At 38.4% G+C, this 25,580-nt stretch carries 23 protein-coding genes; 10 read left to right on the top strand and 13 right to left on the bottom strand.

From position 1 onward, the window contains the following. Positions 1 to 210 precede the first annotated feature (210 nt). Genes CH361_RS09335 through CH361_RS09310 form a run of 6 tightly spaced genes read left to right on the top strand, consistent with a single transcriptional unit; the run spans position 211 to position 8,778 of the window. Positions 211 to 3,117: an LPS-assembly protein LptD gene (locus CH361_RS09335; protein WP_100790944.1), complete on the top strand. Its 2,907-nt coding sequence runs from the start codon at positions 211 to 213 to the stop codon at positions 3,115 to 3,117. A 12-nt stretch (positions 3,118 to 3,129) separates the two neighbouring features. After that, the gene (locus CH361_RS09330; RefSeq protein ID WP_100790573.1) at positions 3,130 to 4,530 is read left to right on the top strand and encodes an undecaprenyl-phosphate glucose phosphotransferase; all 1,401 of its coding nucleotides are present in this window, start codon (positions 3,130 to 3,132) and stop codon (positions 4,528 to 4,530) included. Between the two features lie 9 nt (positions 4,531 to 4,539). After that, a complete protein-coding gene (gatC, locus tag CH361_RS09325) occupies positions 4,540 to 4,824 on the top strand; it encodes an Asp-tRNA(Asn)/Glu-tRNA(Gln) amidotransferase subunit GatC (RefSeq protein WP_100790572.1) in 285 nt (94 codons plus the stop codon). Further along, positions 4,821 to 6,287 (top strand): Asp-tRNA(Asn)/Glu-tRNA(Gln) amidotransferase subunit GatA, encoded by a 1,467-nt coding sequence (gene gatA, locus CH361_RS09320; protein WP_100790571.1) that lies wholly within the window; start codon positions 4,821 to 4,823, stop codon positions 6,285 to 6,287. The genes gatC and gatA overlap by 4 nt, the downstream gene beginning before the upstream one ends. A 2-nt stretch (positions 6,288 to 6,289) precedes the next feature. Next, entirely contained in the window at positions 6,290 to 7,057 is a 768-nt protein-coding gene (hisF, locus tag CH361_RS09315) for an imidazole glycerol phosphate synthase subunit HisF (RefSeq protein WP_100790570.1), read from the top strand. Then, entirely contained in the window at positions 7,054 to 8,778 is a 1,725-nt protein-coding gene (locus CH361_RS09310) for a sodium:solute symporter family protein (RefSeq protein WP_100790569.1), read from the top strand. The genes hisF and CH361_RS09310 overlap by 4 nt, the downstream gene beginning before the upstream one ends. Before the next feature lie 16 nt (positions 8,779 to 8,794). Here CH361_RS09310 and CH361_RS09305 read toward each other — a convergent pair whose 3' ends face one another. Genes CH361_RS09305 through folD form a run of 5 tightly spaced genes read right to left on the bottom strand, consistent with a single transcriptional unit; the run spans position 8,795 to position 13,924 of the window. Further along, positions 8,795 to 9,901 (bottom strand): esterase/lipase family protein, encoded by a 1,107-nt coding sequence (locus tag CH361_RS09305; RefSeq protein ID WP_100790568.1) that lies wholly within the window; start codon positions 9,899 to 9,901, stop codon positions 8,795 to 8,797. Beyond that, the gene (gene rlmB, locus CH361_RS09300; RefSeq protein WP_100790567.1) at positions 9,888 to 10,661 is read right to left on the bottom strand and encodes a 23S rRNA (guanosine(2251)-2'-O)-methyltransferase RlmB; all 774 of its coding nucleotides are present in this window, start codon (positions 10,659 to 10,661) and stop codon (positions 9,888 to 9,890) included. The genes CH361_RS09305 and rlmB overlap by 14 nt, the downstream gene beginning before the upstream one ends. Beyond that, entirely contained in the window at positions 10,643 to 12,100 is a 1,458-nt protein-coding gene (cysS, locus tag CH361_RS09295) for a cysteine--tRNA ligase (RefSeq protein WP_100790566.1), read from the bottom strand. The genes rlmB and cysS overlap by 19 nt, the downstream gene beginning before the upstream one ends. Continuing rightward, the gene (locus CH361_RS09290; protein ID WP_100790565.1) at positions 12,097 to 13,065 is read right to left on the bottom strand and encodes an acetylxylan esterase; all 969 of its coding nucleotides are present in this window, start codon (positions 13,063 to 13,065) and stop codon (positions 12,097 to 12,099) included. The genes cysS and CH361_RS09290 overlap by 4 nt, the downstream gene beginning before the upstream one ends. Next, the gene (gene folD / locus CH361_RS09285) at positions 13,049 to 13,924 is read right to left on the bottom strand and encodes a bifunctional methylenetetrahydrofolate dehydrogenase/methenyltetrahydrofolate cyclohydrolase FolD (protein WP_100790564.1); all 876 of its coding nucleotides are present in this window, start codon (positions 13,922 to 13,924) and stop codon (positions 13,049 to 13,051) included. The genes CH361_RS09290 and folD overlap by 17 nt, the downstream gene beginning before the upstream one ends. Before the next feature lie 55 nt (positions 13,925 to 13,979). Here folD and asnS point away from each other — a divergent pair, with 55 nt between their 5' ends. Both asnS and CH361_RS09275 read left to right on the top strand, forming a co-directional pair. Further along, positions 13,980 to 15,284 carry an asparagine--tRNA ligase gene (gene asnS / locus CH361_RS09280; RefSeq protein WP_100790563.1) on the top strand — a complete coding sequence of 435 codons (1,305 nt, stop codon included), beginning with the start codon at positions 13,980 to 13,982 and terminating at the stop codon, positions 15,282 to 15,284. Between the two features lie 59 nt (positions 15,285 to 15,343). Next, complete coding sequence (locus tag CH361_RS09275; RefSeq protein WP_100790562.1) at positions 15,344 to 16,147, top strand: hypothetical protein; 804 nt, start codon at positions 15,344 to 15,346, stop codon at positions 16,145 to 16,147. Here CH361_RS09275 and CH361_RS09270 read toward each other — a convergent pair. The 6 genes from CH361_RS09270 to CH361_RS09245 all read right to left on the bottom strand — a co-directional run bounded on the left by CH361_RS09270 (position 16,110) and on the right by CH361_RS09245 (position 23,115). Beyond that, entirely contained in the window at positions 16,110 to 16,967 is an 858-nt protein-coding gene (locus CH361_RS09270; protein ID WP_100790561.1) for a hypothetical protein, read from the bottom strand. The genes CH361_RS09275 and CH361_RS09270 overlap by 38 nt on opposite strands. 2 nt (positions 16,968 to 16,969) lie before the next feature. Then, positions 16,970 to 18,958 carry an ATP-dependent DNA helicase gene (locus tag CH361_RS09265; protein WP_100790560.1) on the bottom strand — a complete coding sequence of 663 codons (1,989 nt, stop codon included), beginning with the start codon at positions 18,956 to 18,958 and terminating at the stop codon, positions 16,970 to 16,972. 121 nt (positions 18,959 to 19,079) lie between these two features. Next, positions 19,080 to 20,666 (bottom strand): sodium:neurotransmitter symporter family protein, encoded by a 1,587-nt coding sequence (locus CH361_RS09260; RefSeq protein ID WP_100790559.1) that lies wholly within the window; start codon positions 20,664 to 20,666, stop codon positions 19,080 to 19,082. Positions 20,667 to 20,769: 103 nt separating this feature from the next. Beyond that, entirely contained in the window at positions 20,770 to 21,165 is a 396-nt protein-coding gene (locus tag CH361_RS09255) for a helix-turn-helix domain-containing protein (RefSeq protein WP_100790558.1), read from the bottom strand. 102 nt (positions 21,166 to 21,267) lie between these two features. Then, complete coding sequence (locus CH361_RS09250) at positions 21,268 to 22,785, bottom strand: LIC12015 family putative lipoprotein (protein ID WP_100790557.1); 1,518 nt, start codon at positions 22,783 to 22,785, stop codon at positions 21,268 to 21,270. Between the two features lie 30 nt (positions 22,786 to 22,815). After that, positions 22,816 to 23,115 carry a hypothetical protein gene (locus CH361_RS09245; protein WP_100790556.1) on the bottom strand — a complete coding sequence of 100 codons (300 nt, stop codon included), beginning with the start codon at positions 23,113 to 23,115 and terminating at the stop codon, positions 22,816 to 22,818. A 73-nt stretch (positions 23,116 to 23,188) separates the two neighbouring features. On the opposite strand from CH361_RS09245, the gene CH361_RS09240 reads away from it, so the two are divergent. Next, a complete protein-coding gene (locus CH361_RS09240) occupies positions 23,189 to 23,545 on the top strand; it encodes an STAS domain-containing protein (protein WP_100790555.1) in 357 nt (118 codons plus the stop codon). Between the two features lie 3 nt (positions 23,546 to 23,548). Continuing rightward, complete coding sequence (locus CH361_RS09235; protein ID WP_100790554.1) at positions 23,549 to 24,298, top strand: diacylglycerol/polyprenol kinase family protein; 750 nt, start codon at positions 23,549 to 23,551, stop codon at positions 24,296 to 24,298. 82 nt (positions 24,299 to 24,380) lie between these two features. Here the strand turns inward: CH361_RS09235 and CH361_RS09230 are convergent, their stop codons facing one another. Further along, positions 24,381 to 25,028 (bottom strand): hypothetical protein, encoded by a 648-nt coding sequence (locus CH361_RS09230; RefSeq protein WP_244279756.1) that lies wholly within the window; start codon positions 25,026 to 25,028, stop codon positions 24,381 to 24,383. 15 nt (positions 25,029 to 25,043) lie between these two features. Then, a complete protein-coding gene (locus CH361_RS09225) occupies positions 25,044 to 25,577 on the bottom strand; it encodes a DUF4416 family protein (protein WP_100790553.1) in 534 nt (177 codons plus the stop codon). Positions 25,578 to 25,580: the final 3 nt, after the last annotated feature.

The following is a 25,580-nucleotide window of genomic DNA, read 5'->3' as shown; positions in this document are numbered from 1 at the left end:
TGCTCAAGGATTGAGCCATTTGATTATGTCCATTACATGAATACTTAAGCAACCTCTTTTTCCGCTAAAATACAGGATTCTAGTTCGAAATTCCGCCTGGTTTTCCATTGATTTTTTCGACCGGTGTAAAACTCTCGTTCTATACTTTCAAAGCCCGCTGTGCAAAAATCCATTCGTTTTCTAATATTATTTTACGGTATTCTCTTCGGAATGGAAATTCTGGCGCAGGATATCAATGGGCTGAAACTTCTATTTCCAGAGGCCCAAGGACCTGTAAAAAATTCACAAGAAGAAGAAAGAAAACAAACCGCCGCTCAAGTGCAGAGGGGACTCGTTCGAAAGTCAGTGGATTCTATGTCAGATCGTGAAGTAGAAGATAACCTTCGCAATTTAGGACTGAATCCATCGGGCACCATTTATACAAAAAGAGATCGGCTAAGAGAAGCTCTCGTTCCAGAAGAAGAGCAAGTGCTAACGCCGGAGTCATTACTTAGTTCACAACCTAAAAAAGATCCTCCCATCCAAATCCAAAATGCTGCCGAGGGCCAACTATTAAATATCGATAAAACCAAAGGTGGAGTTCTCGTACTTCGAGGTAAAGTTCGGTTAAAAATCAGATCAGGAGAACTGGTAGCAGATTCGGTTTCTATCGACGCAACTAGACAAGAAATCTATGCCGAAGGAGGCGTAGAGTATAAAGACGGGAATGCTAAAGTTAATGGCGACCGGATGATCTATGATTTAAAAATTAATCAAGGTGTTGTTTATAATTCTAAATTGAGTATGTTCCCATCTCACTTTATAGGCCAAAAGCTAAAACGTTTGGATGAAAAACGTTACCTTTTGGAAATGGGATACTTTACTGCTTGTAATGCGGAACTTCCTCACGAATCCTTTCAGGCAAAAAAGATACTTGTACATGATGATCGTTCCGTTGTAGCTTACGATGTTTCTTATAAAGTAGGGGGAACCACATTATTTAGGTTCCCTGTTTTATACAATTCCGAATCAGGAAATGGAGTGACCACTCAAATAGGTAAAAACAATACACAAGGTTGGTTTTGGCAAAACTCATACCAGTGGTCAGATTCCTATCCAAATAGTATCTTCCTGGCAAATGGTTATAAATTCAGATTCGATATGTATGAAAAGACCGGACAAGCCGCGCAGTTGGAGATGTGGAAACTTTCTCCTTTTTTAAATTATAATATCAATCTCGGTTATGCAAATTATAAAAACAATGTTATTACTCCGGTATATGAAGATCGTTTTAAAGACTATGGAGTTGGAAGTGTAGCAACAACAAACAATGTAGATAAAGGGGAAATGTTTCCGAATACAGGATTGCCGTATCGCAATACAGGTGTTAACTACGATCCATGGTGGAAAACTGACATTCGATTGAATGCAAAATTTAATGATTTTGCAAAAGATTATACAAGAAACGTTCAATTACAATATGAAAACTATAGTAATCGCCAATTTGATTATGAATTTGGAAACAGATACCAACCTTCCAACTCCTTACAATCACTTTACAGTTACCGCGATGTTCGTTTTGGACTCATCCGTAACTTACTCAATTGGAACTTAAGTTATACAGAAAACCGAGGAGATTTAAGTGTTGGATTCTCGATGAGTCGAACTCTCGTTTACCAAATCCAAGCAAACCAATATTTTGCGGCACAAGACACTCTTCCTGCCGTAACGATTAGAAATTCTAGTAATATTGGGTTAATTCCGGGAACAAATAGTCCTGTCTATTGGGATTTACTCTTTCAAACGAACATCAATCGAATTTATGGAGTACCCCAACAAAGAACGAATCCAACCACAGGAGTTGTGGATCCAAGAAGCCAATACCAGGATTTTGTTTTACGATCCCAAACCAATGTTATCGGAGAAACAGGATTTCGTTCTCCGATCGCCATGGGTGCTTATATGTCTTTTACTCCTTCCGTTTATATGGGAGCTACCAAACAAACAGTGGAGTATCCTGGCTCAGGAAACGAATTAAATAGCCCAGACCGCGATGTCAACAAAGCCTATGCAACTATGCTCAAACAGCAGTCGTATCAGTATGTTCGCCAAGCACATACGGTTCGGATGGGAATTCCAGAAATATTTCTATCAACGACTTATCGCCGTCTAGATGCAGATAAAGCAGAAGCAAAAGATCCAATCCTTGGAAACTTACGCCAACATGAAGCCGAATTTGCGTTAGAAAGTTACGCACTCAATGATTGGGATGTATCTATCCGCACCATTCGTGATTTACGAAACTTCTCATCCGCTTACAATCCTGGTCTTACCAATATGCAAAGATGGTATTATACTGTTGTTAGGATCGGTGGTTTTTTTGATTTTGTGGATGGGTTTACAACACGTCGACCCAGTTTGTTGGAAAGAAAACGAAATTTTTATTCTGGTGTGTTTATTAACAATGATTATGTACACCACACTCCACAAAACCGGTCACTCTCTAATAACTTAACTGTGTCTTATAAAATGGGTGGATTTTCTTGGCCCGTCATCAGAGCATTCCGTAGCCTAGAGATTGGATCTACCTGGTATCATGTTTACAAAGATAGTTACTTAGATAGTTACAGATTTTTCTTTAAAACTGATGTCAAAGTAACTCGGTATGCCGGTTTGGAACTAGAAGTTGATTCTCGCGTAACAGAACCTTGGCGACTCACGGCTCTCGCACAAGGTCAGTTTTATGCAATGAATACGAGTCCTGAGTTGTATACATCCCAAACTGGAACCAATTACGACCAAACCACCATTTGGGAAGATTTAGCTGCGGGAACAGGGGCACAAGGGCAAACAGCAAGACAAAAAACAGTCTTTAACATCAATCGGTTTATGATGACCCTTAAACTTGATTTACATAACTGGGAATACCGACTGGGGTACAGTATGAACTTAAGAGCTCTACCTGGAGGTCTCACAATGAACAACCAATTGACTTTTTATGACCAGTCAGTATACTTTTCTGTAAACTTAACCAATTTCAGTTTTGGAGATTCTGCATCTGCACAAGCCACACGTGTTCGGTTGTACAGGTTCCGCAAACGTCCTCTTGACGGAACTTCCACTGACTTAACAGAATGATAAGAGTTTAAAATGTTAAAAGAAAGAAGCCAATCATTCAAACTCCTCTTCCTAGTGACCGATTTTTTTATCGCACTTGCAAGTTTTGTTTCTGCTTATGTGATTCGTTATTATCTATCACCAGACTCATCATTTCAAATTCAAACGATAGATCCAGTAAACTATTTGATCTTAGGTGTCGTCCTTGGATTTTCACAAGTTCTCTCTTTTTTGTCCATAGATCTATACCATCCAAGAAGAGGATTATCTTTTTCAGATGAGTTATTTGCGATCATTACAGGTGTGATTTTAAACCTTTTGGTGGTTTTATCCTTACTCTTTTTCTTTCGAGGAGAGAGTTTTTCAAGACTTGTTATCGCTTACTTTGCCATTTGCACAGTCATTCTCACTTCCTTTTCTCATTTTATCTTAAGATCCTTAATGCAATATTTACGTAGCAAAGGATTTAACTTAAAATCTGTTCTCATTATCGGAACGGGTAAATCTGCTATCAACTTTTCAGAAACACTGAAAAAACATTCTATTTATGGTTATACAGTAAAAGGTTTTGTTGCTGGGAAAAAAAATCTTTCCGCGAAGAAACTTCATACAGTCACCACAACCGGAAAATTAGAGTCTTATGTCGAAAATAATAACATCGATTTGATCGTTTATGCACTTTCCCATGAAGAAGGAGATTCTTTAAAGGAAGTGATCGATATTGCTGATTTTCATGGAATCGATTTAAAAGTGATTCCAAGTTATGAAGAAATTGTAACAGCCAAAGGAAGAGTGGAAGTACTCGACGGTATTCCAATCATCTCCATTCGAAATATCCCTTTAAGGCTAGGATACAATTTAGTTTTAAAAAGAAGTTTCGATATTTTATTCTCCTTATTTTTTATTTTACTATTTAGTCCGTTTTACCTTCTCATTGCATTACTTGTAAAACTTACAAGTAGAGGGCCTGTTTTTTATAAACAAGAACGTGTCGGACTCGACAACAAAGTCTTCGGAATGATTAAATTTCGGTCCATGGTTGTCCAAACAAAGGAAAAATCAGACACATTGTGGACAATAAAAGATGATCCACGAGTGACAGCTGTTGGCGCCGTATTACGAAAGTTATCCTTAGATGAAACTCCTCAATTTTTTAACGTATTACTCGGTGACATGTCCGTTGTAGGACCAAGACCAGAACGACCCTTTTACGTAGAAAAATTTCGAAATGAACACCAACAATATATGAGACGGCATGCGGCAAAAGCAGGAATTACTGGTTGGGCACAGGTTCAAGGATTTCGTGGAGATACCTCTATCGAAAAACGAATTGAAGCAGATATTTTTTATATAGAAAATTGGTCATTACTTCTCGATATCAAAATCATTTTACTTACGCCCCTAAAGACAATTATAGATAGGAATGCATACTGAGGAAAACTTATGGATGAAAAAGAACTAAAAAACATTGCCAACTTGGCAAAACTTAACATCGAAGAGGCGGAAGTATCTTCCATGTTAAGTGACTTTTCTCGGATTGTACAATACGTTGATGAAATCAAAAACCTAGACACTTCCAGTGTAGGTGATGACGAAATCTATGAGCAAATTTTTTACGAGCTAAGAAAGGATTTAGCTGAAAATGGTTTAAAAAGAGACGATTTAGCAAAAATTGCTCCTCTTTACGAAAATGGATACGTTGTCGTTCCTAAGGTAATTGAAACATGAAAGATTTAATATTTCTCACTTATTCTGAAATCAAAACTAAATTAAACGATGGTTCCCTAAAATCAAAAGATTTGGTTTCTGCTTATATAAAACGAATTGAAACTGTTGATTCCAAAGTAAAAGCATTTCTAGAAATCAACAAAGATCATATCCTTAAACAAGCAGAAGAGAGTGATACCAGAAGAAAATCGGGAAAGTTGCTTTCTGAATTTGACGGAATCCCAATTGGAATTAAGGATAATATTTGTATCACAGGTGAAATCACTTCCTGTTCATCTAAAATTTTAGAAAATTTTCGTTCTCCTTATGATGCTTCTGTCATTCAAAAATTGAAGGACAAAGGTTTTGTTTTGTTCCCAAGACTAAATATGGATGAGTTTGCGATGGGCTCCTCTACGGAAAATAGTGCCTTCCAGACCACAAGAAATCCATTTGATACAAACAGAATTCCTGGAGGATCTAGCGGTGGTTCTGCGGCGGTAGTGGCGGGATCAATGTTACCTATTTCTCTTGGTTCTGACACAGGTGGATCCATTCGCCAACCTGCTGCACTTTGTGGAATTTGGGGATTAAAGCCAACTTACGGTCGTATCTCTCGTTATGGACTCATTGCTTATGCTTCTAGTCTTGATCAAATCGGTCCATTTTCCAATGACTTACAAGGAATCTCCGACCTTTTGGAAATCATTTCAGGGCTCGATCACAAAGACCAAACAACTGCAAAAGTAAATCCTTTTGAAGCTAATTCCGTTTCTTCCGTAGAGTGGAAAGGTAAAAAAATCGGTATCATGAAGGCCGAGGAATTTAATTTTTCAACAGACGTAAACAAACGTTATACGGATATATTAAAAGAATTAGAATCCAAGGGAGCCATTCTTGTTCCTCTAGATTTTTCTCTACTTAAATATGCAATTCCCGTTTATTACTTAATTGCTACTGCAGAATGTTCCTCAAACTTAAGTCGCTTTGACGGAATTCGTTACGGGCTCCGTAAGGAAGGAAGTGGAAAGTTAGATGATTTATACTCTGAGTCCCGAACACAAGGATTTGGACCTGAAGTCAAACGTCGTATTTTACTTGGAACCTTTTCACTAAGTTCCGGTTATTATGATGCTTATTATGGAAAGGCTCAAAAAGCAAGAGTTCTCATTCGTAAACAATATGCAGAATTTTTTAAATCGGTAGATATCATTTTTCAACCCACATCACCGACAACGGCATTCAAAGTAGGAGAAAAAACAAAAGATCCCATCCAAATGTACCAAGCAGACATTCTCACCACCTCGGTAAACCTAGCAGGAGTTCCAGCCATCAGTTGTCCGGCGGGAGTGGATTCTACTGGTTTACCAATTGGACTACAGATTACTTCATCTCATTTTGATGAAACAAAACTTCTTAGTTTTGCAAAATCTGTTTCTGAATTGGATATTTGTAAGATAACTCTACCAAACGAGATCACCTAACAATGGACCAACTAACCAAAAGAGTCATTCCTTGTTTGGATATCAAAGGAGGGCGCGTTGTTAAAGGTGTCCAATTTGTAAATTTGATTGATGCAGGAGACCCTGTCTCTTGTGCCGTCGCTTACGAAGAGAACAAAGCAGACGAACTTTGTTTTTTAGACATTACAGCTTCTTCTGACAAACGAGATATCCTTCTACACTTAGTAGAACAAGTTGCCAACAGACTCTTTATTCCTTTTACCGTTGGGGGAGGAATTCGTACCATCGAAGATGTAAAAGCGGTTCTAAACAAAGGTGCTGATAAAGTTTCGATTAATACCAGTGCCTTTCAAAACCCCAAATTACTAAAGGATTCTAGCGAAATTTATGGATCACAATGTATCGTTTGTGCGATCGATGTAAAATTCCATCCAGAAAGAAAAAGGTACGAAGTGTACTTAAATGGCGGTCGATTAGAAACCGGTAGGGAAGCACTGGATTGGGGTACTGAGGCCATGGAAATGGGTGCGGGGGAGATCCTTCTTACCTCGATGGATAAAGACGGAACCAAAGACGGATTTGATATCACACTCATGAAATCATTTACATCCAATCTTTCCATTCCCATCATTGCTTCCGGTGGAGCGGGAAACCCAGAACATATGGCAGAAGTAATTTTACGCGGCGGTGCGGATGCTGTTCTTGCAGCATCAATCTTTCACTTTGGAGAATTTTCCATCCAAGAAACCAAACAAACAATGAAAGAGATGGGAATCAAAGTGAGACTATGATCCCATTCCATATCCTTGATACTTTATTCTTTCTATTTCCCTTTGTTGTTATAATCTTTCTTCTCCTTCGTTTTCGTTCCAAACAAAAATCCACTAAAGAATATTTTCAAGCTGAAGGAAATTTGTCTTGGTTTGTCGCTGGAACGGCAATGGTCGCCACTACCTTTGCTGCTGACACTCCACTTGCAGTCACAGAGATCATTCGAGGTCAAGGAATTGCAGGAAACTGGATTTGGTGGTATATGGCTGTCGGTGGATTTGTCACAGTCTTTTTCTTCTCTAAACTTTGGAAAAGGTCCGGAGCCACTACAGACTTGGAACTCATTGGACTTCGTTACAGTGGGAAGGAAGCCAATTTTCTCAGGGGGATCAAAGCCTTTGTTATTGGATTTTTACTCAACCTGGTGATCCTTGGTTGGGTTAATTTAGCAATGTTAAAGATCATTCCTGTGTTTTTCCCACATTGGACAGCCTCTCATATACTCATATATCTTTTGTTATTTGGTGTTTTTTATACATCCATAGCGGGGCTTCGGGGAATTTCTTATATTGATGTTTTCCAATTTTTTTTAGCTTGGTTTGGTTGTATTTTATTTGCTTATTTTGCCATACAATTACCGGCCATTGGTGGGCTCGAAGGTCTAAAATCAAAACTAGATGGCAGTAAAATTTTATTTTTTCCAAATGGAAATTCAGGAACTCTTCCTTGGGATCATTTTTTAATCCTACTAACAGTCCTTTGGTGGTCAAGTTGGTATCCTGGATCTGAACCTGGAGGTGGGGGATACATTGCACAAAGAATCCTTGCCACAAAAAATGAAGAGGCTGCGCTGAAAGGATCTCTCTGGTTTGTCATAGCCCATTACTTTGTGAGACCTTGGCCATGGATTCTAGTGGCTCTTGTTTCAATGGTTCTTTATCCAAATTTATCAGAAGTAGAAAGTGGAAAAGGATTCCTTATGGTATTACAGGAAGGGATGCCAAATGGAATGTTTGGACTTATGCTCAGTGCATTTCTGGCGGCTTATCTTTCTACACTAGCCACCCATTTAAACTGGGGTGCATCTTATCTCGTTAATGACCTTTGGAAACCGATAGTAAACCCAGGAAAATCAGATTCCTATTATCTAAGTATCTCCTATGTAATTCAAATTCTAACAGCCGTTTGTTCCTTTTTTCTTGCAGTTTATGGAATGGAAACCATCAAAGGGGCCTGGGTATTTTTACTCGAAGCTTCCTCTGGGATTGGATTTATCTTAATTGCTCGTTGGTTCTTTTGGAGAATTTCTGCTTGGACAGAAATTTTGGCCTTTCTCCTTTCTCCCATTTTATATTTCCTTTTCTCTGTTTATTGTAAGGTGGAATTTCCCTATTCCATTCTATATACGGCAATTTCTTCTGCCTTTCTACTCATCCTCTCTACATACTTTTTTCCGGGAACAGACAAAGAGGTTTTATTTCAGTTTTATGCGAAAACAAAACCACCGTATTTTTTTTGGAAGGGACTTTTTACCAGCGAAAACAAACCACAAATCATTCATTCCAATCGATTGGTTGTATCTCTACTTGGAACTCTATCTGGATTAGCATTTGTTTTTGGAGGTTTGTATTCCATCCAATGTCTAATCTGGAAGGAAGGTGAAATTTTGATTGGACTTCCTGTTTTTGTCTTAGGACTTCTCGGACTTTATTTATCTCTTCGGTCCCTACAAAATCAGTGAGTATGATAGTTTTATATTAGTAAGGCGAATTTCTAATTTCCGTAATCACTTGGGTAAAAAGATTTCTACTTTTCGTATCATCAATATTAACCGTTTGAAAGGCCATCATGGAGTGATCACAATCGGCGATATCAATTTGTTTATAAGTTAAATTTCCTAGTCTTGCACTATTACGCGGAACAATTCCATCCGATTGAGTGAAACCTGCATTATTCAAAATCGTACAACCTGTATTGTAGTAAAAGGTTTCTCCTGAGTTACAAGAAACAGCCATCACACCTGCAAAACTAACAAACCTTCCATTTAAATTGGCATCTAAGTAGGACTGATTCAGAACATCTAAAACTAAATTCTCAGCTCCCGATATTGTTGTTTGTCCAGTACCTTGGTTGGTATGACCAAGTTCCGAACCACCTTGTGTTCCAACTAGATAACCACCTAAATCATTTAAAAAAGGGTTACTTCCTAAAAAACTGGGAGTGGCAAAAGGAGAGCCAAATTGTGGACTGGCAAGGGTCACCACAAGGCGAACAAAAGGAAGATAACCAATATCCTTTGATAGAGCAACCCGAGTCACAAGACCTCCCATGGAATGGGCAACGATGTATACCTGATCTGTATCAGTAAAGCTCGCGCGTAAAGTTGAATGAAACTGTCTGCCATTGACCAAAATACTATTAGAGGTGCGGTAGGTATAAAGATAAAAATCAAATTCCGAACTTGCAGAATCCCTTCCTTCTTGAAAATGAATGAGACCATTCGAAAATGTATTTTTTATATTCTGAATTTTCTTCTCATCATTGGTAATGGGATCTGAATCTCTTTCTGCAGGATTCCAACCATGAATGAGGATTATTTTCTTCTTTGCCGATTTTGGAAAAAAGTCTGCACTTAGGAACTGGGAATCGGTAAGATTACGAGAAAACCCAGGAATGAACCCGTATAATTTCTGATTGGGGTTGGGTAAAAGGCCAAGTAAGGCCAGTAACAAAGCTTCATTGTTTTTTTTATCTTCGGAGACAAACTCTTTTCTATAAAAATCATAAATACAGGACTGGAATACAACGATCCCAATCAGAAGAAATAAAAAACTAGATAAGGCAGATCGCCTAACGGGGTACATTTTGCACCCGGTCTAAAGTAATTCCGCAAGCAACTACAACATTAAGTGAAGTCACAGATCCAAAAAGTGGAATTCGTGCCACATAGTCCGCTTCTTCTAAAAGAATTCTTTTTACCCCTTCACCTTCATTACCCATAATGACAGCCATCTGGGAAGCCTCTGGCAATGTTTCCCAAATTGATTCTTCCCCCTCTTCATCAGTGGCAAGAACCCAATATTCATTTTTTTTAAGAAACTCTATCCCGTGCATCAAATTAGCTACACGATAGATTTGTAAATGATGAACTGCTCCCGCAGATACTTTTTCCACAACAGGAGTGATAGGGGAAGTATCGCGATCAGACATTAACACATGTTTCACGCCCATACATTCAGCTGTTCTTAAAATATTTCCTAAGTTTCCAGGATCTTGGATTCTATCTAAAATCAAAACAGGACCTTCACCAACTTCTACATTTTGTTTAAATTGTTCAAAACCTAGTGATAAAAATGATTTTTGTTTGGTGCGAATGATTGCGTAACCTTGATGGTTTTTGTCAGAAGCAATCCGATCCAACTCTCTGATGGAAACCGTTGTGAATTTGACGGAGTTGGGAATATAAGCTCGAATTCTTTGTTTTTCTTCATTCCCGATCGAATCCTTAACAATCACTTCTCGAATGGTTTTCAGTCCGCGTTCTGGAGCCATCTGCTCCAAAGACTCTAAAAATTCATAAAAGTTACGTTTTCCAAAAAGTACTTCTACTGGGCTCTTTTCCATGTGGTAATTCCTTCCTTTGTGTCGGTGAGAAGGATTCCTTTTGCTTCCAACTCTTTACGAATTTTGTCGGCAGTAGAGAAATCTTTATTTTGTTTTGCAGTTTTTCTTGCTTCAATTTGGTTTAGAACCCAATCTTCAGAAATTCCATCTAATGATTGGATTTGTTTATCAAAGGAAAAAACTGCAAAAAGTTCATTGATTTGATAAAACAATTCTAGAGATTCTTTCAAAAACAGAGAACCAATTAAATTCGTATTTGTATCCAAAAACTGGTTCACAATCCGCACCAATTCAAAAACGGAAGCCAGTGCTTTCGGGACGTTCAAATCATCTGCTAAAGAGTTTATAAATTCCAAATTTATTTTTAGCAAATCAGAATTAGTAAATTCTAAATTACCGAGTGTTTTAGGAAGAATATTCCATAAATCACCTGTTTCTAAAACTCGGTAGATGGTGTTTTGAATCCGTTCCATTGCCGTTTTCGATTCTTCCAATTTACTCAAAGAAAAGTTCAACTTACTTCTGTAATGTGCAGAAATCAAATGGTAACGAATGGAATTCGGATCATATCCTTTTTCTAAAATATCACGTAAGGTATAAAAATTTCCCTTACTTTTTGACATCTTTTCTCCATCGACAAGAAGATGTTCACAGTGAAGCCATGTGCCTACGAACTCTTCCTTTGGATAGGCTCCATAACTTTGTGCTGCCTCATTTTCATGATGAGGAAAAAGTAAATCAATTCCTCCGGTATGGATATCAACACCAGATCCATAGACTTTCCGAATCATAGCAGAACATTCTAAATGCCAACCAGGACGCCCTTTTCCAATCCGTGTATGCCAACATTTTTCTTCTTCTGTTTTTTGATTTTTCCAAAGAACAAAATCTCTGACATCATCTTTTGTGTATTCATCGGCATCATAACGAACACCTGACTTCATCCCAGAAACATCAATTTTAGAAAGTTCACCATAACGGTCAAACTTCTGGATGGAAAAATATAAGTTCCCATCTTTTTCATAAACAAGTCCGTTGGATTGCAGTGTTTCCACAAGCCCAACCATATCTTCGATCGATTCAGTAGCTTTGGGATAATGTTCTAATTTCTGAACATGGAGAGTATCCAAATCTTTAAAAAAGGCTTCCGTCCAAGGCTTTGTAAATTCTTCGACACTGATTTTCTGTTTGATCGACTCATTAATAATTTTGTCATCAATGTCAGTGATATTCATCGCTTGGTTGAGCTTATATCCACCTAACAAAAGAGAACGGCGAAGGACATCTACAAATAAAAAGGAACGAATATTTCCGATATGAGCAAAATTATAAACCGTTGGTCCACAAGAATAAATGGACACATTTAAGGGATCTTTTGGTAAAAAAGGTTCTTTTTTTCCTGACTTTGAATTTTGAAATACGAAAGGAACTTGGCTCATAGGGCAAAAATTTCTTTTACAAATTCTAAGTTTGCTTGTGGTTGTTTGTCTTTTCCTGCTTCATTTCCTTCGGTTGGATACAACTGCATACGTTTATCACAATTCATATGATTAAACAAAGCAAAAGTAGACTTTGGATGAGAGATTACATCTTCCATCCCACAAGAAAAAAGAGCAGGAATTTTAATTTTTTTGGCGAAGTTCAATGCATCAAAATATGCCAGTTCTTTTTTATAATCTATTTTCTTAGTGGCTCGTTTTTCTAAAAAGGGAGTGAGTTCACGAATCCATGGATTTCCCTTTAAGGAAATTTGATCTTTATCAATATAACAGAACGAAGGTGTTTCTAAGATCAAACCTTTAATTCTATCCGAATAAGCCGCACCAAATACAGAAAGGGCGGAACCGAGTGACTTACCATGTAAAATGATTTGGTCTCCATCAATTCCATCCGTTAAACGTAAGAACTCGATGGTCCGAATCACATCCAAATAAAGTTTTCGCATATAAAACTCTTCCTTTTGGTCAAGCCCATGTGCAAAATAATTGGGAGTCCAACCGATAGGAGATTTTCCCGTATTTGGATCCACTGGTGGTTGGATCATTTCCTCTCCATGACCCCGAAGAGTGATATGAAGCTGAGCCACACCCAAATCAGAATATCCTTTTTGGATCTCTTCGGGAACTGCTAAATAATCATGGAAATATACAACAACCGGTCGATCTCCTCTTTTTCTTGGAATCGCCAACTTACCATGTAACAGGTGATTATCGATACTTTGAAAACTAACATCATTGAGTGATTCCCAGATAAAAGATCCTTTCAAAACAGTTTTGTAAGTGGCTTTGATCGGAACTTTTTTTAATTCGGAGATTCCTTCCTTCCAAAAACTATCTAAGTCCGAAGGTGGATCCAGTTTTGGAACCGTTTGAAAACATTCATCAAAACTAACGGTTTGAGGCATGAGAATCCAACTTAGGTGAAAATTGATTTAAAAAACTATACATAGTTTGAAGTAAAAGTACTGAAATCGTCATAGGTCCAACACCACCAGGAACTGGAGTGTAATAAGACGCTTTGTCCTTAGCTTTAGAGACTTCGATGTCTCCCACGTTTCCAACATTATAACCAGCGTCTAAAATCACTGCCCCTTCTTTGATCCAATCTGCTTGGATAAATTCTGGTTTACCAACAGCACCAACAATAATGTCTGCTTGTTTCACGAGTTCGGGTAAATTTTTTGTTTTTGAATGACAGAGAGTCACTGTGGCATTCAGGTTGGTAAGCATAATGGCCATCGGTTTTCCAAGAATGGGAGACCTTCCCACCACAACAGCATGTTTTCCAGAAACATCAATCCCATACTCTTGTAACAAAAGAACCATTCCGTACGGAGTGCACGGATAGTAGGCTTCACTATTCATTGATAATTTCCCAAAGGAAATTGTGGTAACTCCATCCACATCTTTTTCTAGTGCAATTTCATCAAAACACAAACGTTCATCAATTTGATGCGGAACGGGGTGTTGCAGAAGGATTCCATTTACAGATGGATCTGCGTTTAGCTTTCGAATTTCAGCTAACAATTCTTCTGTGGTTGTTTCTTCTTTGAGGCGCACATACCGTGACCCCATTCCCACTTTTTCACAGGCCTTCACCTTCATATTGACATAGGTTTCCGATGCCGGGTTATCCCCAACGAGGATGGTGGCAAGAGTGGGAACCCCTTTGCCCTCTGACTTAGCTTTCGCTAGTGTTTCTGCGATTCGATTTCGGATTTTTTCGGAAATCGCTTTACCGTCTAATAGGATGCTAGATTTCATTCTGTAAGTTCAAAATTTCAAAGAAAATCGAACTGGCAAACAGAAAAAACCATCCATGATTCCAAGTTTAGATCCATCACAATCCCATTCAGAAAATTCGACTTCCACTCATAGTTTACAAGGCTGGGTCCAGGGACTCCGGGGAAATAACCACGTCCAGTTCCTCCAACTCCGGACCAATGGAAAAATTTTCCAGGTTGTAGCCGAAAAAGAATTCTTGGGAGAAGAAACCTTCAAACAAATCAAAGCTCTGCCACAAGAAGCTTCTTTGATCGTTTTTGGCGTAGCACAGGAAAACGCAAAAGCTCCCGGGGGGCAGGAATTATTCCTACATTCCTTTACCTTTGTCGGTGAGTCAGAAGGTTATCCCATCACCCCGAAAGAACATGGCCCGGATTTTTTACACAACCATAGACATCTCTGGTTACGCTCCAAAAGGCAACTCGCCATCCAAAGGGTGCGTTCGGAATTGTCCTTTGCCATTCGCGAATTCTTTCGAAACGACGGCTACACTCTCATCGACACACCCATCTTGACTGGTTCCATTGGGGAATCCGCCGGAACTCTATTTTCGACAGAATACTTTGACCTAGGCCAGGCCTACCTAGCCCAAACAGGACAGCTCTACCTGGAAACGGCGGCTTTCGCTCATTCCAAAGTGTATTGTTTTGGACCCACGTTTCGAGCGGAAAAGAGTAAAACTAGACGGCACTTAACCGAGTTTTGGATGTTGGAAGCAGAGACTGCCTTTCTCGGACAAGATGGAAATTTAGACTTACAAGAACGATTTGTCAAGGCTGTCCTTCGCACCACCATCGAAAGAACTAGGGAAGACTTAAAAGCCCTAGACCGAGACCCAACGCCACTCCTAGAACAATTGGAGAAAACATTCCCAAGAGTCGATTACGGAGAAGCCATCCAAATTCTGCAATCTGCGGGAGAAGAAATCACATGGGGAGAGGACATCAATTCCGATAGAGAACAAATCCTAACTACCCATTTTGGAACTGCCATTTTTATTCAGAATTTCCCAAGGGCCATCAAAGCTTTCTATATGAAACAAAATCCAAATGATCTCAAAACTGTTCTTTCCGCCGACCTCATTGCTCCGGATGGAGTGGGCGAAATCATTGGTGGATCGGAAAGGGAAGAGTCTTACGAGAAGATTGTGGAACGCCTGAAAGAAGAAGGACTCCCTCCAGAAGACTATTCCTGGTATCTGGACCTTCGTAAATATGGTTCTGTTCCCCATTCTGGATTTGGAATGGGTCTCGAACGAGTGATTGCGTGGATTTGTGGTTTGTCCCATATTCGAGAATGCATTCCTTTTCCTAGAATGATTTACAGGCTTACCCCTTAATTTTTCTTAAAGGAAATTTTACGATAAGGCCGATCTTTTTAAGGAAAGAGAGGCACCTTATGGTACAACAAGCAACCCAAGTTTTAAACACATCAGTAGAACAAGAAGCTTGGGATCTATATGAGGTAGGATCAAACGAAGATGTTGTGGTTCTTGCCAAACGTCATCCTGAAAATTTTTATATCCAACACCTTGGTTACCTAGCATTATATGAACTCACTGGCAGAGCAACCATCGCAGCACCAAAAGGAATTTCGAGCCTTGCTCCCTTGGTAGATGCCATTCAAAACCATGAACTTGGCAAAAATACAGAAGCTTGTAATAGTCTAAATCTTTATTTCAAAACCCAAACCAATCCCCTTTGTTTTTCCATCATTCAAACGGCGATTAAAATCTATTTTAGATCAGAAGCCTATGATGAAACAAAATCATTAATCGCAAGATACAAAAAACAATGGAATGATAACTCTTTTGTCAAAGAAGAACTCATTTGTACATATTACTTAAAACAATATGATGAAGTGATTAAAGTTTTCCGCGACAACATGAAATTGTTAAACGATGCTGATATTCATAAATTAGTGGGAATGGCTCTTCTATTTTTAGATCGTCATAAAGAAGCAAATTTAATTTTTGAAAACATTCCTGGTAAACTCAACCTTCCAAGTTTTGAAGAAAAACGAAAAATGTATGATTCAGTTTATACTAGAATTGGGGAATTAGAAGCTAAATCAAACTCACTCAATCATAAAGATTTAGAGGATATGGGTTTTGCTTATCTCTTTCACGGTGACTATGCAAAAGCAGAAAAAATGTTTTTATCTCTTACCGAGAAACTAAAATCAAAACTCTGCAACGTGTAAGATTCTTTCTAGTTTCGGGGTGGCTAAGGAGTTTGGCTGCCTCGTCAGTGGGGATGATTAAATCCGTTTGATTTTTTCCCGAACTTCCAAGTGCCAAAACAAAGTAGGGGTTCTTTCCCACTTTTGCTTCATATCCTTTTCCTGTTTGTTCTTCTCTGTAAACAATATATCCTGTTTCAATGGCATAAGCTTCTTTTACATACAAAGGAGAATAAATATCCAAACCACGATCTGTTTGTATTTTAGGAAAGAGAGCGCGTTTCAAACTCAAATGTCTAGCATCGACGACAAGACCGGTAAATTCAACAGGAACGACTTCTTCACTAAACTCTGGAACTGATTCTGTTCCATATTCGAAAGGTATATTGGCAAGGATTCCTTCTTTTCCTTTGAGTGGTAAACTTGCTTTTGCTTCCAAAACATTTTTCACAAATTGAAAATCGTATTCTTCCTTTTCGGATCCAATATAAGAATTGAGTCGCAACCTTGCCTGTTGGTTCACTTGTGTATATTCATACACAGTATAATCCGCGTTAAAAAGAATGGATTCTAATCTTTGGCTGAGACGAACTTTCAGTTTTTCGCGGGCTTTTTTCCTCGCCATGGAATGGGCTTTCCCCTGGCTTGTGGCTGTATTGTTTCCAGAGAACTCTGGGTCTTCTTCATCAAAGACAATTTTGGGAACGGTTTCTTTTACGGAAGAGGATACAATAAGATCGGTCCAATTGACAACAGAAGAATAAATATCCTTATCTTCAATGGGTTTTGACCCAAGAGAAACACTTACCATAAAAGCTAGCAGGAGATAGATTCGTTTCATATTTAAGATTTCGGCAAAAGTTGGAATTTTCTTTCCAATTCATTAAATTCCGTAATGATGGGAACTCCTTTTGGAAGACTTTGCAAGACGTTTTTTCCGTAAGACTTTGTATGGACCCTGGGGTCTAAAATGCTCACCATTCCTGTATCAGACTGAGACCTAATGAGGCGACCAAACCCTTGGCGTAGTAACAAACAAGTTTTCGGAACTTGCATTTCCCAAAACGGACTTTTTCCTTTTTTTTCCATATCCTCCATCTTTGCCTGCAAAACAGGTTCGGTCGGAACTTGGAAAGGAAGTTTGGTGACAATTACGTTCCTCAGTTTATCACCCTTAATGTCCACACCCTGCCAAAAACTGGAAACCCCAAACAGAACACTTTTTTCATTAGCAAGAAACTCTCGTTTGGCGGCAATAGGACCCATTTCTGTTTGGGAAAAAATAGGATAGGGCACTTGGTGTCTTAACTCTTCATAAAGTTCGGAAAGAAGTTTATTGGATGTAAAAAGGACAAAGGCATCTCCTTCGGAAAGTTTGAGAAGTCGAGCGATCCAATAAGAAAGATCGGATTTATTTCGTCTCGGGTCTTGGACTGGGTCTGCCACTTGTTTCGGAACGAAGAGAAGGGAATGTGTATTGTATGCAAAAGGGGAAGCTAAAGTTTTTGTTTTGACTTCGGAAGTTCCCACCTCTTTCAAAAAATATTGAAAATTACCGGCTGTGGGAGAAAGCGTTGCTGATGTCATCACTGCAGAATCCATATTGGGAAATAGTGTATTCGCTAGGATTTCATCTGTATTTTTAGGCTGAGAGAATAAATAATAAAACGGATCTTTCGAAGACTGGGGAGGAGGTTCAATCCAAAATACCAAATTAGGATTTGTTTTCAATCGGAAGTCATTTAAAAACGAAGAAGCTTTTTTTAAATTTCCAGAAACCATCTCTAAACCTAGAGCGATTTCCTTCTCTTCCATATCCTCGCTATCTTTTTTGTATTTGGAAAGTAGAGATTCTAATTGTGAAGCAAGGTCCGCGAGTGTATCTTCAAAAGCCCCATTATCCAATTTAATTCGTTCTGTATGGCGTGTAGAAAACTGATTGAATTGTAAAGGTATGGCAGATAGTAACATTCGGAAAAAATCATTCGCATAACCGATAGCAGCCTCTACAGACTTGATGATTTTTTCACTACTTTTTAGTTTTAAAACAAGCCCCGATCGTTTTTCTGGGAAGTAGAGGTAATGTAATAAATTCATGAGTAAGTCATAACGAATTTCAGAACCAAAAGCTTTTCCCACAATTTCAGGAAATGCATGTGCTTCATCGATGACTAGTTGGGAAAATGGGGGGAGGATTTTAAAGTCTCCGGCTAGATGGCTTGCGAGAAGATGATGGTTCACAATTAGGATATTTGCTTTTTTCCATTTCTCTTTTTCTAAAAAATAATACGAAGAACTAAAGTTGGGACAATTTCTCCCCAAACAGTTGTCAGACTCTCTGGAAACAGAGTTCCAAAAGGAATTTGATAAAAATCCGTCGTATTCAGCCCGAATCCCTGCAGTGGTTTGTTTCTCCCAGTTGACAAAGTAGGGAAGCGAGGATTCCATTTCGGGGCCAAAATCCCCCCTTTCCATCACGCGGGCATACTTTCTTTTGCATAAATAGTTACTGGCACCAAGGGCAACCATAGCATTGACGGAAACTCCAAGAGCCTCCGATACCAAAGGAATGTCTTTGTATAATAATTGATCTTGTAAAGACTTCGTCTCAGTCGAAACAACAACAGTACAATCATTTTCTAAAGAGAAAAGAGCACTGGGAATCAAATAGGCAAGTGACTTTCCAACACCCGTTCCCGCCTCAATGACCCAATTTGAACCAGTATTAAATGCAGATTCAATGGAAGTGGCCATTTCCATTTGTTCTTTTCTAACTTCATAATCCTTCCAAAGTTTTGGAAGTTTGGTAGTAAATACAGTTTGTACGTCCAAAATAATTAGTGCCTATTGCGGAAAAGAAGGACAATACAAACTAAAGTCAAACTGATCACAGAAACAAGGGAAACCGTCATAATGAGTATCCCTTGCCAATTGAGTTCTTGGGGAGAAACTGTCATGTGCTAACCTTATCCTTTTTATGATCTAAAGCTTTCGAAACTAAAATATAAATGAATCCGTAAATGAGAACGAGACTAATGACAACCGAACGAGCCACCACCGCTTTTGTCTTAGCATCTTCTACATTTTCCCCTTTGTTTTCCGCAAGTAACCCCATTACTTCTGGATTCATTTTATCCAAATATTCCGGTAGGTTCATATAACAAAAAGAAACAAAGATAAATAACAAAAACCAAGGAGTAATGTATTTTAAAACAAACTTGATGGAACGAGGAAAGGGAATGAGGCTTCCTTCATTAGCATCCTTCACACCCCGATCCACACCAATCTTAAAAACAAAGATAAAAATTTGAAGGGAAGCCAAAATATAAATCATTATGGTTCCGATGTAAAAATCCGCAATGTCAAGGGCAGCGAAGTCTTTATTAAAATAAATAATGGGTAAACACAAAAGGAAGGTAAATATAAATAATAACAGAGAAGATTTCCGTCTACCGACATGGAATCCTTCTTCTAAAAATAAAATACCCGGTTGTAACATCGTCACAGAAGAAGTAATCGCAGCCAAAAACAAAACAAGAAACCACAAACCACCAAAAAATGCTCCCCCTGGCATCATTCCAAAAACAGAAGGTAAAGCAATGAATCCCATTCCGAAGGTTCCGAAAGAAGTGGCTTGCATTCCCAAAAATAAAAATGCAACAGGGATGGTGATCATACCACCAAACACTACCTCTGCGAACTCATTCAAAGAAGCAGAAGAGAGGCTTGATAATACAACATCATCCTTTTTCTTTAAAAAACTAGAAAACACAAGTGCAATCCCAAAACCAGTAGAAAGAGAAAAGAAAATTTGTCCTGCTGCGTTGATCCATACTTTAGGTTGGGTCAGTTTTGACCAATCGGGGTTCCACATTACAGCAAGACCTGATTCAATTCCAGGAATGGTTAGGACCCGAACCAGGATGATCGTGGCACAAATCCCCATAAGTGGCATGGCGATTTTAGCAAAAGCTTCGAGTCCTTTTGACAACCCGCGGTAAACGAGTAAAAAATTAAACAAAACACAAAGGATAAAAAAAACAATGATAGGAGATTGGAAACTGGATCCATTGGCTTCGGCTCCGGTAAGATTCAGGAAAAAAGTGGAAGCTTGTTTTGTCATCTCGTCTTGTGTAGAGCCAGTGAGAGACATTTGACCCGTAAGAAAATAATAAGCATAAGCCAAACACCATGATTCTATAAATACATAATATACATAGATCATCACAGGAATCATCACACCGATAGTTCCAGAAAGTTTGAGAGGAAAACCTTTTAGATACTCTCGGAAGATAAAAGGTGTGCTATGTCCATGTTTTCCGCCCATTCGACCCATGGCCCATTCTGCCAAACAAACAGGAATTCCCAAAATCAGGAAACTGATGATGTAAGGAACCATAAAGGCACCACCACCATTTTGTGCTGCTTGCCCAGGAAACCTTAAAAAATTCCCAAGCCCGATCGCACCACTTGCCACAGCCAAAATCAAACCAATACGACTGGCCCAGCCTTCAGGGTGTTCCGCTTGTCTCTCTTTCATCAGGGACTATTGAATGTATTAGGAATTATGTGACAAAATCTTTTTGCCGAAGAGTGAGAAAAAGCAAGGCCCGCTTAGAGCCTTGCTTTGTGCGTTTTTCAAATTAGCCGAGAAATAGCTCTTTTTTTTCCATTTTTAGAACTTTGGAAACCAGATTCTTAAAATCTTCCGGTGGTTCCAAAAGTCCCAGTTCAACTTTTGACAGAAACGGAGTGGAAACTTTCAATTTCTTAGCGAAATCGTATTGTTTAATCCCTAGTTCACGTCTGACTGCCCAAAGTTTATTTTTCAATCCATTGGAAAACTCAGGGTAGATGTCTTCCACAGCGCTTTCATTGAAAAGCTTATCAACAGAGGTTTTGAGATACTTCGCACAAGATGACTTGAATTTTTCAGTCGGATCTTGGGCTCCAGTCTCAATTTTGGACAGGTAACTTGGAGAAACTCCCAGCGCCCTAGCCATATCGTACTGTTTGATACCTCTCTTCTTTCGAAGCATGTAAATGTGATTGTTCATTTATCCCCCCTAACAGTCAAAATATGTCAAATATGGCAAAATTCAATAAAAAAATTTTGCCATCTCTCAAAACTTGAATTGGGTTTATAATGTAACTTCTTTTAAACGATCAGCAGCGATCACTAAGTTGTAAGTCGTTTTTAAACCAGAAACTTTTTGCTCAATAAAAGAATTCCTTTGTGAACCTTCCATTTCTGATTTGATTCGTTCCCGAACTGCACCATAAGGCTTAGGAATGCGGTTCTGTGGGTTCTTTGGATCAGGATCTGCATAAGCATATAATTTTCCTGCTTCATAGGCATCTCTCATTTGAGCTTCTGTTACAGTGACTGGAATGGCTTTAATTTCATCTTGTAGTGATTTTAACGCCAAAGACACCTTCATTTTGTCCATTTGCATCAAATATCCAATTTCTGATCCCACATCTTGCACTTCATCAGAAGTTTCTGCAATTTTTCCTTGGAGGATTGTGGATTGGAATAAATTGATCATATCCCAAGTTTTGGATTTTTCATCTTTATATTCTTGTTTTAGAATATTCGGAATGGCTTCAAAATCGGCAGTCAAATCTTTCCAAGTGTAGCTTTTTCCATCACGTGTGGAATACAAAGCATAATCTGGAGTAAAAATTTTTGGATCAATATCAGTTGGACCAGTGAAACGAGGCAAGTTTGCCACAGTGATTCCACTTTCTTCCGTGATCCGTTTTAGTTCTTTTTGGTACAATCCTTGTTCATACTCTTTCATCGTATGAGAAGCAAATTGGCTAGCTTTGTCAGCAGATTCTCCTTCTGTAAAATAGGCAACAGAAGCTTTTGTATCTGCATCATCATGTGTTTCGCCGTATTTAATGGCTTCTTTTTTGAAATCATCAAAAATAGATGTAAAATATTTTTTAAGTCTTTCTGGATGAACTTTTTCTGTTCCCGTAGAACGAACAACGTAAGCAATCCTTCCTTCTCCCGCTTTTGCATAAGAAATAAAAGTTCCTTTTTTTGCTTTTTTCACTTCTGTTAAGATGTCTTCTAAAGGAGTTTCTGCACAGTTAGTACAAAAAGGTTCTAATTTCCCAGCAATTGGTTTTCTCGTGATGTCTTCTGTTACTTTCGCGATTTCTTCGGCAATTTCTTTATCCGAAAGAGAATTTAGTTTATTTACCAATTCTTCGGCTTTCTTTAAATTAGTGGCTTCGTCTTCACCACGAACAAGCGCTAGTTGAAGATTTACAAACTCGAGTGGTTTGTTTTTTAAACCATTTTTTACATATTCACGCATATAAACGTTTAACTTTAAAAATTGATTCACTAAAGATTCAATTTTTTGTACGTCCGCTTCAGCAACTTTTTTGGAAGAAATTGCATCTTTCAGTAAGATTTTTTCTAAAGCGATACTTTCTAAAATTTTTGCTTGGATATCGGCGCTGATAGGTTGAGGTTCTGTATTGCCTCGTTTCGAAGCCTCAATCACAAAGTTCATTTCTCTGCGAGTTACAGTTCCGCCATCAAAAGTCGCAAGGATTTCAGAATCCTTTGAGCAATTGAGAATTGATACGAGGATCAAACTGAGTGTAACACCCAGAGTGAAAAGTTTGTTTAGATTCATTGGAATTCCTTATCTATTTTCAGTGTTCTTTTAATATTTGCGTACAGGTTTTTCCGGCTTTTTAGGTTCCGAATTTGGTGGGGGAGTGGATACCGATTTCTCAGGGAAGTTTACACTTTGTTTTGCCAAAGGTTCCGATCTAGAAACATTCAACTTGAGGATTTCCGATTTCTGATCCTCTAATTTATTCATTTCCGACAAAAACGTTTCTTTGAGAATGGGAGAATATTCTCGGTCGGAAGCGAGGCGATCAGTCAATTTTTTCAATTCGACTACGTCCCGATCCAGTTCTTCCAGTTTTTTGTATAAATGAGCAACAGTTACCTTCAAACACCACTCCTTCCAAAAGTTTTATTTACTTGCAATAGAGTGCAAGAATGAAATAAGAAAAATAGCATTTTTTATGAGCCTAGACGATTTAGTAGTTTCCACGGAAAAAATTGATACAGTGTATGTAACCAAATTGCAGGGAAACCTAAATAACTTTACCGCTGAGAAATGCATCAAATCAGTACTCAATTCGCTAAAACACGGTTCGGTGATTTTGGACCTAGAAGAGTTGAATATGGTGACTACACAAGGAATCATCGCTTTCAAAACTCTGAGCGAAGAGGCTTTCCTGCATAAACACAAAATCATATTAATCAACCTGCCGTTAAGTGTTAGGCAAGCCTTTTTAATGGCAGGAGTTCGGAATTTGTTTCCCATCGCTAATAATGAAGAAGCCGCATTCAAAATGGCTTCAAGACCCAGTAGGTAAACCGTGAGTTCAGGATTTAATTTCTTTCGTAAAATTTGGCATGTACTCGGGTTCATCATTCCCGTGACTCTTTTTTTTGATCCCTTTCGTGAGGCCTTTGGGCTGGTTTATGCGACAAGAGCCATTCTGGTTAGTTTACTTGCAGGACTCCTAGTTGCTTTGTTTGTATTGGAACTAGTGAGACTCAGCCATTCTGGTTTTGAAAATTTCTTTTATAAGTATTTTGGGTTTCTGATGAAGGAATCAGAAAGAAAACGTTTTAATGGAACCGTTCCGTATTTCTTTGCCAACTTTCTCGTTGTATTATTTTTTCCTGCAGAGGTTGCCATCTTAGCCATTTTATTTTTGGTGATTGGAGATCCTTTTGCAGCCTACGTGGGGAGTCAGTATGGAAAACATAGATTCTATAATGGCAAGTCACTCGAAGGAATCATTGGTTTTTTAGTTCCTGCATTTCTATTTTCCATTTTTGCACTTTATCTGATCACAAAATCCCAACCAGGTAGTTTCCTTGCCATTTTTGATCCGCAAGGAGCCCTATTATGGACTCCCATTTATATTGTTTTTTTCTCTGTGATCTCTGCTTGTGTGACTGAGTTCTTTGCCAACACAACTGCTAAAGGATTGATTGATGACAACCTTCTCATCCCAGTGGTAGGGGCCATTGTTCTTTCTGTATTGTCACTTCTGTATTTGGACTATACACCGATGGATTTTTTCTTTGACCCTCAGGCCCTTTACATCCAAAAATAATCGATCGATTTTAAAAGTTTGATGGAAAAACTTTGGAAAGAAAACAACAAACCTCAATAACCACCTAAGGGTTTATAGGTGGTTACTTCCATTTCAACTCGACAGTTCTTTGTTTGGTGACCGTTTCCATCCCTGGGGCAACCACTTTGTATTCCAAATCAATTGGTCCGAGTGTTTCTAGTTGGAAGGGGGACTTGTCCATTCCTTTGTGACGAAATTCTTCTTTTAAAAGTGCTCCCAAATAATGAAAAGAAACAACCACTTTGTTTTGAAATAAGTTTCCTTCCATCCTTTCGGTAGAATCTCCATATTTCAAATAAGCCGCATACCCAGAGCGAAAACTTTGTTTTTCGAATCCATTGTATGGTTTTGCTAGTACCAATCGAAACCCAGGAGTTTCTCTAGCAGTGAAGTATAAAAAATTTCCAAAATCTTCGTAGGTAGGATTTTCCTTTTTAAACAGGCTCTTATCCAGATAAACAATGTCTTTTTCTGTTTTGGGTTCTGTACAATCCAAAGGTTCATTGAAATTATCACAGAACTGAAAAGAATCCGAAGGAACTCCGGAACAATTGATTGTCAAAAAAAAGATTCCGAAGACCAAACTAAAAACACTAAAATTCTTCCTTTGACCAACTGACAAAAGGAAACCACTGACCCTGCGGACAAAAACACCAAATAATAAAGAATTCGCATAACAATAATTAAACATACCAAAAATTAAACCCATTTTTTTGATTGCAGACTAAGATTTAAATTTATTAAATTCATAAGATTCTCTTAAGGTGTTAAAAAAATAACTTACATCTTTTTCCCGGAAGTAGTTTTGGCTCGTATCTGCGACAACTAATTGGTTTCTCGAAAAATAGTATACGGTTTCTCCGTAAACTCCCTGAAACAAGTAGGTTCGGTGAAAGTCATCTTTTGATTTCGCTATGACTATGTTATGCGAAGTTAAATAACCAGGAACCAATAGAGAGCTCTGGTCTTTTTTTTGTAGTATAGTTTGAAATTCGAGGCATTCCTTCTTTTTTTCTACTAACTCCTCTCTATGGATTCTTTGTTTGAAAGAAAGAACCTTCGTAAATCTCCCCGGGTAAGCAAATTCTTTTTCCGTTTCATCAGGAGTCCATTTAGGGAGGAGGACAGATTCATATAGAATTTTAGAAAACCGTTTTTCTGCCATGGCCTTTAACTCAAAAAGAATGTCTTCTTGTTGGTAAGAAAGAATGACAAAAAAAGAAGCACCAGGGGGTCTTTCTAAAATTTCTTGTGGCATGGT

The sequence above is a fragment of the Leptospira brenneri genome (assembly GCF_002812125.1).
GTDB lineage: Bacteria > Spirochaetota > Leptospiria > Leptospirales > Leptospiraceae > Leptospira_A > Leptospira_A brenneri.
The sequence above is the reverse complement of the archived record's forward strand: the minus strand, read 5'-3'. Positions and strand labels throughout refer to the sequence as shown.

Coding starts and splice junctions, on each gene's coding strand:
- CH361_RS09260 (WP_100790559.1), bottom strand. CDS start 20,666: ATGAAAGAGAGACAAGCGGAACACCCTGAAGGCTGGGCCAGTCGTATT.
- gatC (WP_100790572.1), top strand. CDS start 4,540: ATGGATGAAAAAGAACTAAAAAACATTGCCAACTTGGCAAAACTTAAC.
- CH361_RS09240 (WP_100790555.1), top strand. CDS start 23,189: ATGAGCCTAGACGATTTAGTAGTTTCCACGGAAAAAATTGATACAGTG.
- CH361_RS09225 (WP_100790553.1), bottom strand. CDS start 25,577: ATGCCACAAGAAATTTTAGAAAGACCCCCTGGTGCTTCTTTTTTTGTC.
- cysS (WP_100790566.1), bottom strand. CDS start 12,100: ATGAGCCAAGTTCCTTTCGTATTTCAAAATTCAAAGTCAGGAAAAAAA.
- asnS (WP_100790563.1), top strand. CDS start 13,980: ATGATTCCAAGTTTAGATCCATCACAATCCCATTCAGAAAATTCGACT.
- rlmB (WP_100790567.1), bottom strand. CDS start 10,661: ATGGAAAAGAGCCCAGTAGAAGTACTTTTTGGAAAACGTAACTTTTAT.
- gatA (WP_100790571.1), top strand. CDS start 4,821: ATGAAAGATTTAATATTTCTCACTTATTCTGAAATCAAAACTAAATTA.
- CH361_RS09270 (WP_100790561.1), bottom strand. CDS start 16,967: ATGAAACGAATCTATCTCCTGCTAGCTTTTATGGTAAGTGTTTCTCTT.
- CH361_RS09230 (WP_244279756.1), bottom strand. CDS start 25,028: ATGGGTTTAATTTTTGGTATGTTTAATTATTGTTATGCGAATTCTTTA.
- CH361_RS09255 (WP_100790558.1), bottom strand. CDS start 21,165: ATGCTTCGAAAGAAGAGAGGTATCAAACAGTACGATATGGCTAGGGCG.
- CH361_RS09330 (WP_100790573.1), top strand. CDS start 3,130: ATGTTAAAAGAAAGAAGCCAATCATTCAAACTCCTCTTCCTAGTGACC.
- CH361_RS09275 (WP_100790562.1), top strand. CDS start 15,344: ATGGTACAACAAGCAACCCAAGTTTTAAACACATCAGTAGAACAAGAA.
- CH361_RS09310 (WP_100790569.1), top strand. CDS start 7,054: ATGATCCCATTCCATATCCTTGATACTTTATTCTTTCTATTTCCCTTT.
- hisF (WP_100790570.1), top strand. CDS start 6,290: ATGGACCAACTAACCAAAAGAGTCATTCCTTGTTTGGATATCAAAGGA.
- CH361_RS09290 (WP_100790565.1), bottom strand. CDS start 13,065: ATGCCTCAAACCGTTAGTTTTGATGAATGTTTTCAAACGGTTCCAAAA.
- CH361_RS09250 (WP_100790557.1), bottom strand. CDS start 22,785: ATGAATCTAAACAAACTTTTCACTCTGGGTGTTACACTCAGTTTGATC.
- CH361_RS09305 (WP_100790568.1), bottom strand. CDS start 9,901: ATGTACCCCGTTAGGCGATCTGCCTTATCTAGTTTTTTATTTCTTCTG.
- folD (WP_100790564.1), bottom strand. CDS start 13,924: ATGAAATCTAGCATCCTATTAGACGGTAAAGCGATTTCCGAAAAAATC.
- CH361_RS09335 (WP_100790944.1), top strand. CDS start 211: ATGGAAATTCTGGCGCAGGATATCAATGGGCTGAAACTTCTATTTCCA.